At 40.8% G+C, this 11,512-nt stretch carries 9 protein-coding genes; all 9 read right to left on the bottom strand.

The window, feature by feature from the left end:
* Window positions 1–235: endonuclease (locus Q8865_09565; GenBank protein MDP4153667.1), on the bottom strand; the 235-nt coding region annotated here is incomplete at its 3' end.
* A gap of 69 nt (window positions 236–304) precedes the next feature.
* Entirely contained in the window at window positions 305–1,027 is a 723-nt protein-coding gene (locus Q8865_09560) for an amino acid ABC transporter ATP-binding protein (GenBank protein ID MDP4153666.1), read from the bottom strand.
* Window positions 1,014–1,733 (bottom strand): amino acid ABC transporter permease, encoded by a 720-nt coding sequence (locus tag Q8865_09555; protein ID MDP4153665.1) that lies wholly within the window; start codon window positions 1,731–1,733, stop codon window positions 1,014–1,016. Before Q8865_09555 ends, Q8865_09560 begins: the two co-directional genes overlap by 14 nt.
* Before the next feature lie 65 nt (window positions 1,734–1,798).
* A complete protein-coding gene (locus Q8865_09550; protein ID MDP4153664.1) occupies window positions 1,799–2,662 on the bottom strand; it encodes a transporter substrate-binding domain-containing protein in 864 nt (287 codons plus the stop codon).
* Between the two features lie 145 nt (window positions 2,663–2,807).
* Entirely contained in the window at window positions 2,808–3,896 is a 1,089-nt protein-coding gene (locus Q8865_09545; protein ID MDP4153663.1) for a DUF3810 domain-containing protein, read from the bottom strand.
* Between the two features lie 186 nt (window positions 3,897–4,082).
* On the bottom strand, window positions 4,083–7,199 hold the full coding sequence (locus Q8865_09540; GenBank protein MDP4153662.1) for a glycoside hydrolase family 38 C-terminal domain-containing protein: 3,117 nt from the start codon (window positions 7,197–7,199) through the stop codon (window positions 4,083–4,085).
* 84 nt (window positions 7,200–7,283) lie between these two features.
* Entirely contained in the window at window positions 7,284–8,843 is a 1,560-nt protein-coding gene (locus tag Q8865_09535; GenBank protein ID MDP4153661.1) for a ClC family H(+)/Cl(-) exchange transporter, read from the bottom strand.
* A 329-nt stretch (window positions 8,844–9,172) separates the two neighbouring features.
* Window positions 9,173–10,651: a transglutaminase domain-containing protein gene (locus Q8865_09530; GenBank protein MDP4153660.1), complete on the bottom strand. Its 1,479-nt coding sequence runs from the start codon at window positions 10,649–10,651 to the stop codon at window positions 9,173–9,175.
* Between the two features lie 284 nt (window positions 10,652–10,935).
* On the bottom strand, window positions 10,936–11,512 hold a 577-nt coding region (locus Q8865_09525; GenBank protein MDP4153659.1), incomplete at its 5' end, for a putative PEP-binding protein.

The raw sequence follows: 11,512 nt of genomic DNA, 5'->3' as shown, positions 1-11,512 counted from the left end.
TATAAAAACCACTTGGTCTTATTTTTTCCTGAAGCTCATCGTCTTCCATCGAAATAACCGTTTCTGGCGTAAGAACACTAAAATTAGCTAGAGACTTCTTCACATTCTCCCAGTTAGTATTTTGAGTCAATATTGCACCAACGCATATTTCATATGCGTCATCCGACGGCCACCACTTGTCTACTTTATAATAATCGAAAAGCAGTTGATATATTTTCAAAAGCATCTCTCGCATTTGTTTCTCCTGATAATATCTAAAATTCGGCGGGCTATCTGTTTTAGTCAGAAAGCCCGCCGATAAATATTATAGCACTTTGCTTAAAAAATCTTTTAATCTCTGGTTTTGCGGATTAGCAAAAAACTGTTTTGGATCACCCTGTTCCAGAATACGCCCTTCATCCATAAACAGCACTCTTGTCGCAATCTCTTTTGCAAATCCCATTTCGTGAGTAACAAGTACCATTGTCATACCGGCATCTGCGAGTTCACGCATTACATCAAGCACTTCACCGACCATTTCAGGATCAAGTGCACTTGTCGGCTCGTCGAAAAGCATTACATCAGGGTTCATCGCAAGTGCTCTGACAATAGCGATCCTCTGTTTCTGACCACCGGACAGCATATTGGGGTATTCTTCTAACTTATCTGCCAGACCTATCCTCTGAAGCAGTTCAATAGCGCGCGCCTGTGCGTCTTTTTGCGACATAAGCCCAAGTTTCACTGGTGCCAGAGTAATATTTTCCTTTACTGTAAGATGTGGAAATAGGTTAAAATGCTGAAACACCATGCCCATTTTCTGCCGCAAAGCGTTTATATTGCATTTAGGATCGGTTATTTGATTGCCTTCAAACCAGATTTCACCGCTCGTAGGCTGTTCAAGCAAATTAAGGCAACGCAAAAAAGTTGATTTTCCTGAACCTGACGGCCCGATGATAACGACCTTTTCTCCTTTGTCGATGTGTTCATCGATCCCTTTGAGAACCTGATTATTGCCGAAACTTTTAGTAAGGTTTTTAATGTCTATCACTCTTGCGCAGCCTCCTTTCGATGCTTCTCTGCACCCATGTCAAGCCTATTACAAGAACAAGATAGATGATAGCAATTGATATAAGAGGGAAAAACGCCTGAAACGTGCGGCTTCTAACTAAATCTGCCGCTTTAGTAAGATCGATAACTGTGATATATCCAGCAACCGATGTTTCTTTAAGCAAGGCTATGAACTCATTAAATAGCGCAGGAAGTATATTTTTAAATGCCTGAGGCAACACAATACAGCGCATAGTCTGCCACGATGTTAGCCCCAGAGAGCGACCCGCCTCTGTCTGCCCTTTATCTATTGAGAGTATGCCTCCTCTGACTATCTCAGATACATAGGCACCAGAATTTATACCAAAGCCCAGAATTGCAACATAAATTCCTTGGTTTATCCATGTAAAAACCAAATAAAACAGAATCATCAGCTGTACAACAACTGGTGTTCCTCTAAACAGAGTAAGGTATGTATCAAGAATTAAATCTATAATTTTATGAACAACCTTTAAAAAACCGTTTTTTACCTGGCCCTTAGATTGGTATATGTATACTTTGAGCACAGCTACAAGTATACCAATTAAAATACCTATTATTGTTGCAAAAAAAGCAATAACAAGCGTTGCCTCAAGTCCCTGCAAGAAAAGCTTATATCGGCTGTCGGTAATAAAGGTTCGGTTGAAGTTTGTAATTAAATCAGCCATTGACCCTCCAAAAACATGGAAATGTCGTTTGCACAGTTATAGTGCAAACGACATATTAAATAAAATTACTTCTGTTCGGTGTATTGATTAACGAGATTTGTGACTTCGCCCTTAGAAACCATATCGTCAACAACTTCATTGATAACCTTTAAAAGATCATCGCTGCCCTTCGCAACTGCAATACCATACTGTTCTGTCATAGGATTGCCGTTCTTATATTTAAGAGGAATAGATTTATAACCTGTGTTCTCTTTTGCAAGGTTAATTGCGGTCTCTTTGTCAATAACAACAGCATCGATCCTCTTTGATTTCAAATCAAGCATAGCAGTCGGCGCGCTGTCGTATGTTGTAACTTTTGCGTTTGAACCTTTAAGAACGCCTTTATCTATTTCATCCTGCATCAGAAGTGCACCTGTAGTTCCAGTCTGACCGCCGACATTTTTGCCAGCAAAATCTTCTACATATTGGAGAGGCGAATCATTAGCCACAATCAGATATTGAACAGAGTCAACATAAGGATGTGAAAAATCCACTTGCTCTTTTCTCTCATCTGTTATTGTAATACCTGAAAGCCCGATATCACCCTTACCGGAACCAATGGATGCAACAATTCCATCAAAGTTGGTATTATTGATTTCAAGTTTAACACCAAGTTTATCCGCAATTTTTTTGCCGATTTCAACATCTACGCCTGCATAATCGCTGCCCTTCATAAACTCATATGGCGGAAATTCTGCATTCGTGTACATTACAAGCTTTCCTGCAGCTTTAATTTTATCAATTTTTGCTGAACTGGTTGTTTTTGTAGAGTTTGTCGTTTCTGAATTGTCAGATGACTTTGAAGTTTGACTAGTTTTTGCACTGCCGCATCCAACAAGCATAGTCAGAAGCATTGCAGCAGATAACATAATTGCAAAAAACTTTTTCATATGTAACCTCCCAATAAAAACTTATTGCTCTAACTTTATCACAATTTGTTTACATATTCAATAGTTTTTTTTACATTTTGTGTATATTTATTCACCAAATTCGAATAAATATGCTCTTTATAATTATATGAGTAAAGTAACATTTTTATGATTTGCGATTGGAATACCACTCAATCAGCAAATCAGTTACTTTTCCATAACTCGCTACGCCCGCAGGCTGACCGCTGATTTTTATATGCGCATCATTAATTTTCTGAGAAACGTCAGCGACTACGCCATTATATTTAGCCCAATGGTTGTTTTGTGCTCTAAGATCTTCTATAACTCCGGTGCTGATATAGGGGATCAATTTATTAAACTTGTCCTTATCAGTGTCATAAAGAGCATTCATGCTGTATGTTAAAGCATTGACATACGCAGAATATCTTATAAGCGGGTCATCACTGTCACTGCAGATTAAAAAGGCTGTAAAATTAGCCTCAGCCTCTCGTGTTACCATAGCGCTGTGTGCCATTTCATGCGCCATAGTAAAGGGCAGGTTAAAATCTAAATCATTCGTGTTGACGTTAGCCTCAGCCGTAACAGGAAAGTATATGCCCGTTATATCTGTATACGACATCGCCTTGCTGAATATAACCTTTTTGGGATTTGAAACAGGCAGTTTCAAAAAACTGTAATTCTTTGAATCCTTAAGGTAATCCTTTTTTAACTCAGATGATATTTTGGAAAAATCAAATTTTTCAGAAGCTGCTGCTTCACGGGTCTCACTGGCTTTTAGAGCCATGTAGACTGATGTTTCATAAAGTTTTTGGGCATCAGGTTTTGGCTCGCTTCCAAAAACACTTTGAGCCATAGATAAGCGATAACCTGCAAATCCAAATAACAGTCCATAAATCAAATAGCAAATGACAGCAATCAATAAAACTGTTGTAATTGCACGTAAAGTAAAGTGCAAAGTCGACATGTTCTTATATTTTCTGTAAAATAAAAAAACGATCAATGCCGCAATCGGTAATAACAGCAAAATAAACCACTCAAAGACCGAAAACGGGAAAATCCCGAAAACCGTCTTAAGGGGTATACTCAAATAATTCGCAATTGGAACAAATATATTTTCGACTATTCTGCTACTTGACTTGCAAATAGTAAGGATAATCATATAAATAACAGAAACTGCCGCTGCTGCCGCAGTCTGTATGATTTCTGTTTTATAATTTAATATTGATGTTTTCATATCAACCTCACAGTCTATCAAAATCACTTATCAATTATATCTTTATTAAACTGCTCTGGCAACGATAAAATCCTGTCAGTTCTTCCTTAATATCTTTTATTGGCATCTTTATGATTTTTAAGATAATAAACCTTAACAAATAAAAAATCAAGCGAAGTTTTATAAACATTCGCTTGATTTTCTTTATTATTTACTTAATTTTATCGTTTTTATTTCAAATGGCTTGAATGAAAGAGGGATTTGCACGATTTCATCCCTTTTACTTACTGGAATTTCTTTTTCAATATTTTCAAGCATGTCACAGCTGTATGCTTTCCCGCAGGGCAGCTTTATTTCAAGTTTTGCGTCAGTTCGGGTACCTGCCGATTCATACATGCGCATTATATAATCTTCCGATCCGTCTTCGGCGGCTTTAAAGGTCTCGATTACAATGTTTTCCTCAGAAACCGTCATCAGTGAGCCGTCAAATCCAGCTCCAGGCATGACTTCCACCGGGCAGTTTAGAAAATATCCTTCTTTTACAACGCCGCTCTTTTTAAAGTTGCCGTTGTAGGGGTAAAAGCTGTAGGTAAAGCTTTGTCTGCCGATGTCGGCATTTGCATCCGGATAACCTGTAGAACGGAGCAGGGTAAGATTTATGCAGCTGTCCACCACATTTACACCGTATTTGCAGTCGTTAAGCACCGCAAAGCCACGGTTGGACTCGGCAAGCGCCGTCCACTTATGGTTTGACACCTCGAAACGGTCGAGATCATACTGCCGTGAACGGTGATTCGGACGTTTAACATATCCAAATTGAATTTCGTGCATTGCCTCATCGGTATTATAATCGACGTCAAAACCGACTTTGAGAAGTTTATGCGATTCATTCCAGTCGATCATTGTTTCAAAGTCGACCCTTGCGCTGTCACAGGTCAGACGGGCAAACTGTGTCATTATAGAATTATTCAAAGTACGGGTGATTTTCAGGGCAGCCATGAGCGGTCCTTCTGCCGAAATTTCAAAAACCGCGTCACCATTAAGCGCAACAGGACATGCCTCATATGTCAGGTCAATATCCCACGCTTCGTATTTGCGCGGTATATCCTTATACATTTTCATCTCATTGCATAAGCCACGCGCAAGCTCACGCCCGGTTGATTTATCCATAATCGAAGTAATTTCGCCCTTCTTGTTGAATACGGCTTTAATAAAGCTGTTTTCCAAAACGGCATTTTCGTCTATATAAGCACAGGCGCCTTCGGCTATAGTCAGTGCTTTTGCGGGGATAAGCGTTACGCTTCCGCATGGTGGCACAGCGGCCTTTGCTATAAGCTTACCGCCAATTTTCTGAACAGGAAGTGTCGTGCCGTTCGCACTTGCCCCCTCAAAGCCGTCAGGCAGCGGAACATAAGCCGTTCTCTCCCAAGAAAGTGAATTCAGAACAGTTACCGCATTGCCGTAACTGATGCATTTTTTTGCAATATTCTTTCGAATATTCGAAAGAGAGTCTAAGACACGGTCATATAAAGCCTCCGCCTCGGTATAGACACGCGCTATCGACGAGCCGGGGAGAATATCGTGGAACTGGCAGAGAAGAACATCCTTCCACAGTTCATCCAAAGTTTTATAAGGATAATCATATCCGAACTTTAACTTTGATGCGGCTGCCCAGAATTCAGACTCACGAAGCGCCAGCTCGCATTTACGATTTCCTTTTTTCGTTTTAGCCTGAGATGTCAGCGTTCCCCGGTGGCACTGCAGGTATAACTCACCGACATAGCTTTCTATTGGAGCAGGATGGTTTTTAAAAAACTCATTCGGATTTGCGCATTTGAGTTTCGGGCATCCTTCGATATCATGTTCTCGCATAACGCTTTCCATATGGTCTCGTGATGGTCCGCCGCCGCCATCCCCGTATCCGAAGGGCACAAGAAATCCGCGGATGCCGCTGCGCTGTCTTCGGCTGTTCCACCTGTCTATCATGTCGCCCGCATATGTCTGCGAGTTATAGTTTGCATGCATGAACGTTTTGACGCCCGTCCCGTCTATTCCAACCCAATCGAAATAATTATAAGGGAATTCATCACCGCCATTATAGCTCCAAAGCAGCTTCTGCGTTGAAAAGCTGTCTATCCCGCAGCCTTTCATGATCTGCGGCAGAGCGGCGGTATATCCGAAGACATCGGGCAACCAGAGCATACGGCTGTCGACGCCGAACTCGTCTTTGAAAAACCTCTTGCCGTGAACAAACTGGCGTATCAGCGCCTCTCCGCCCGAAACATTGGTGTCCGCCTCGACCCACATGCCGCCTTCAGGTATCCACTGACCGTTTTTCACCTTTTCTTTTATCTTTTCATACAGATTCGGGTACATCTGTTTTACCATGCGGTAAAGGTGCGGCTGGCTTTGAAGGAATTTATACTCTGGATATTCGTCCATATGCCGAAGCTGTGCGGCAAAGGTGCGCATTACTTTACGCTCTGTCTCGGCAATCGGCCAAAGCCATGCAATATCTATATGGGCATGCCCGAAAGCGTAAAATTCCGGCATGGTAGAACCGTTGACACATTCCAAAAGCGGTTTAAGCCTTGATCTTGCCGCCTCATAGCATTTATTCCTGTCTTCAGGCTCCTGCTCAAAATCCACAATAGTTGTGAAGTTCTTAAGTCCTTCCCAAATGTCGGCAGAACGCAGGCTTTCTCTCGGGATATGGTTCAATATATCCCACAGCACCTTGACATCCATCAAAAGCTGATATGCGGTTTCATTCCAAATGCCAAAGGTGCTCTGCCCGATTTCAAGCCGGGCGGCATCGCCATCTTTTTCTGAAATAGAACCAGGAATAATCGGCCCTGTCGATCTCCCATTCCCTCTTACAGGCATGGGATGCCCCGCATAAACTTCAAGTGCGATCTCAAACCTATCCCCCGCTCTGCCATCTCTCGTCAGCGTCTGGTCGCAGATCATATGATACGGTTCCTTGACCTTTCCGACCTGACTTCCGCGGCGCGTGCCAAATTCCTCGCCGTTTACATAAATTGAGCTTTCGCCGCCTGTTTCAAGCTGCATTACTATACGTTTGCCAGCCGCCTCACTTGGCAAAGCGAAACTGCCGCGAAGCCATAGGTATTCCCAAGACTTTGCCAGGCGATCTCCTGTTTTCACCGGGGCAAACTTACCCGCAAGCGCCTCTTCAAGGCTTAAGCGCTCGTTTACCACACGCCCCTCCAAGGGTATATCCCCCAGCGGAAAATATAGGTCGCTCGCAAGTGTTTCAATCCATTTTTCAATACGTCCCTGCCATTCGATGTTAAGCTCCATTTTACTCTCTCCCCTTAAATTTCACTTAATAATAAAAGCATTTTATTATAGAACACTTTCATTAAAAAATATAGTAATAATTACTCATGTTTTGTAATAACACAAATCTCTCATATTTGCACTTATATCATTATAAGTGCAATCAGAAGATAACACTATCAGATAGTCGCCTGGATTTATTTTTGTATTGCCACTAGGAACTATATCATCATCCCCCCGGTGTATACCAGCAATTAAAGCGCCTTGAGGCCATTCCACCTCGCCTATGCATTTACCTGAAACTGAGCTTCCAAATTCAACAGCAATCTCGACAACCCCTCCAAGCTTATCATTTTTAATATTTTTCCCATTTTTTTCAACAATACGTTCTAGCAGAGCCTCATAAATTGGAGTCACTTTTAAAATGCCAGATAAAAATAATGCAATAAATGAACATGCAGCTACAGGCAGTAAATGAACAAGAGAACCTGTCATCTCGGCAGCTAATAGGATGCTTGTAACAGGAGCTTTTACCGAACCGGATAAGGCACCTGCCATTCCGCATACAGCAAAGTCAGGAATGTAGTTTGCCGGAAGTCCAAAGTGCATTGCAACCAGTCCCACCAAACTTCCCGAAAGTGCTCCAATGGATAATATTGGCATAAATATTCCCCCGGGAGTACCACTTCCAAAGCTTGTACATGTAAACAAGAACTTTATTCCAAGATAGACCGATAATATGGCAAAACCTCTGTCTGCTGTTTCTGCCAGCTTAATCAAATTTGAGCCGCCGCCCAAAACTTGAGGCAGAAAAATTCCGCATGGCAGGGCGATTAATAATGCAATGCATGGACGAACGAACCATGGAAGGTTGTTATAAAATGTCTGAACCCCCAATAAAGCTTTGTTCATTAAAACGCCGATAATACCAGATATAATACCCAATGGCAAAAGCCAAATATAAAGGCTTTCCGGCAACTGTGGTGTTACTGCAAAACTCAAGACCGGTTTAAGCCCAAAAAAATATTTTGATACTACATCGGCTGTTAAAGCTGCCGTTGTCGCAGCTATCAGAACGAGTCCTGAAAAGCTTCTATGTACTTCCTCAAGAGCAAAAACTATACCTGAAAGCGGGGCGTTGAATGCCGCAGACAAACCAGCAGCTGCCCCTCCAGTCATAAGATAATTTTCTTCAATTTTATTTTTGCTTATTTTTTTAGCGAAAGCTTGGCTTCCAGACACCCCTATTTGTATTGACGGGCCTTCCCGTCCAAGCGAAAGTCCAAAAATTGATGACAATATGCCAGCTAAAAACCTAACTGCAAGAACAGTGTACCATTTTATTCTTAAACCATAGATTAGCTGACCTTCGACCTGAGGGATTCCGCTTCCAGAGGCCATTGGCTCAAATTTAATAAGCCATGCAATAAACAGACCGGCAATAGCAATAAATAAAACCCACAATAAAATCATTAATGGATGCAATCTTAAATAAGCATATATTTTTACAGCCGTTTCAGTTCCATATTCAATGCCCAGCCTGTACATGACAACCAACAGTCCTGCAATTACCCCAGATAATATGCCTTTAAATGCAACACGCCATTTTATCGTATTTAAGCCGGATAATATCTTATAAACTTTAGATTTGCTTTTACTTTTCAACCTTTTCACCTTGTTAGACTTAGTAAAAAATATTATATCATCATAATTAAAATTTTGCACTCTTATTAAATTAAAATGGAACCGGCACTTGTATTTACCCGGAAGCACCCAGTTCCCTTAGTTGTTATTTGAAAATTGCCATAAAAATCTCATGGCTCAAGGTTTTCCCATTGAGCCACGCAAATTTTTACTTATTGTTTTATGATCTTGGATTTTTTACCTGAGCCTGTACGGCGGCTAGCTCAAGAACCAAATTAGTGATTTTCCTATTAAAAACACTTTATCTTTTGCCGCTTCCGCCTTGAATTAAGCCAGAACATTAGTACTTATTAATCAAGCGATTTAGGGCATGTTTCCGGACTGCATTTCGAATCAGGTGTATGTTCTTTACTAAATATAGTGTCCGATTTGCAAAAATAATCATAATTGATATAATTCCCCGAATCAGGATCATCCCATGTTACGTCAACATTATACCATTTGTCATCAATCTTAACCTGATTCCATGCATGCCCATAACCTCCTGAAGTGCCATATATAACCTTGCAGTCAATTCCCGCCCCGTTTAGAAGCATTTTAAAGGCTCCTGCATATCCGTCGCAGACGGCATAACCTTTTGTAATTGCCGTTGTAGCCATATGCGGCAAAAGATATTCGGTTTTTTTATATTTCGTATTAAGGCAAAGCCAATCATGAACTGCCTTCACCTTCTCCTTTTCTGTCATATTCGCAGTTATGATTTTACTGTCAATTTCATTTATTTTGTCTATCAATTCTGAAAATGTTAAATATTCGTCATCATGATCAATTAAGTCTGTATCGTAAAACTGATAATTTTTTTGATATCTTGACGGATTTTTATAATAGAGTTCCACGGGGAAATATTCTTTAGGTTCAGTACCAACACAAACAAATCCATTCCAGACACTATCAACAGCAACCCCATAGACATCCCAGCAGTATTGTGCATCGACTTCCTTTACCGCATCTTGAAGTTCATCTTTCGTTATACCCGGAGCATAAATCGAAATATCCGAACAATTATTCTTCATATTTAAAACGAGTAAATCTTTTAACTCCTGAATATTATTAACTTTAACGTTATTATCAGCTGAAAAACTAGTGCTTGCAACACCATATATTAAATCCGGCATATCAGCTGCAAGCATAAGCGCACCGTCTTTTGTGGCATTCAGCTGAGTTGTTGTAAAAACGTCCTGATACAGCAATTTATTGACTAATGAATTTGAACCGTCCTTCAATTTTGCAAATAACGTCTTATAACACAAAAAAACCGCATCATTCCTCAGGAATTCTTTGTTTTCCAAATTCGCCGATTCGTCAGAGGTTATCGCCCCCAAAGCACTTAGTTTTTTTAATGAAGCGTCCCACTTAAAGTCGATATTGTCCTTGTACCCCAGCGCTCTGAGCATTAAGGTTGCAAACTGGTCTGCTGTCATGATGCCAGTTCCATACTCTGCTTTAGAAACACCTTGTATCAATCCCTGTGAGTTTAGATAGGTAATATACTTATCTGCGTATGTACCAACGACATCGGAAAATGGCTGATGTCGTTCCTCATTAAGTGCTTCTTTCTCTTGTCCAAGAAATCTGACAAGTAATACTGCGCCCATCAGTCTATCACAAGGCTGTTCCAATTCATAACCGTTACCGCTCCCCTTAAACATCCCCAACGCATTTAAAACATATGCATAATCGTCATTCAAGGTCGAAGCAGCAACTATGTTTCCCGAGAGTGCCATAATTATAGCAGAAATTAGTAAAACGGCAATAATGCGTCTCTTCATAGCAATTTACTCCTTGGGCTTGTATTCTTTTTATTACTTCTAATATGTTTGAATTATACATTTTGACTTTATGGTCAAGATATTTTCTATTAACACAAATTATAAACCAAAATACAATATATGTATATAATAAGCCCCAATTTCTTCTAAATACAAATTCAAAACGCCAGCTAAGCTAAATTGCTGGTTTTAGATATATAAAAAACAGGGTATTGTACCATTCGTACAATACCCTGTTATATCCTGTATATTACATTCAAATGCTATGGTGTAACGCTTATTGCTTACTTTCTTGGATTCTTTACCTGAGCATGTGCCGCCGCAAGACGCGCAATCGGAACTCTGAACGGTGAGCAGGATACATAATTAAGACCGGTGTTATGGCAGAACTCGATAGATGACGGGTCGCCGCCATGTTCGCCGCATATACCCATCTTGATATTCGGTCTTGTTTTCTTACCAAGCTCGGCAGCCATCTTGACAAGCTTGCCGACACCGTCCTGATCCAATTTAGCAAACGGATCAGACTCGAATATCTTCTTGTCATAGTAATCGTTTAAGAACTTTCCGGCATCATCACGGCTGAAGCCGAATGTCATCTGCGTTAAATCGTTTGTGCCGAATGAGAAGAACTCAGCCTCTGTCGCGATCTCATCAGCTGTAACTGCGGCACGCGGGATCTCGATCATTGTGCCGACCATATATTTCATGTCAACGCCTGCTTCTTTTATTACAGCGTCAGCAGTTGCGGTGACAACGTCTTTGACATATTTGAGCTCTTTAACAGAACCAACCAGCGGGATCATGATCTCAGGAACGATATTCATGCCCTCTTTGTTAACATTGATAGCAGCCTCGATT

Source organism: Bacillota bacterium (genome assembly GCA_030705925.1).
GTDB lineage: Bacteria > Bacillota > Clostridia > Oscillospirales > Feifaniaceae > JAUZPM01.
This window is presented reverse-complemented; position numbering and strand designations above follow the sequence as displayed.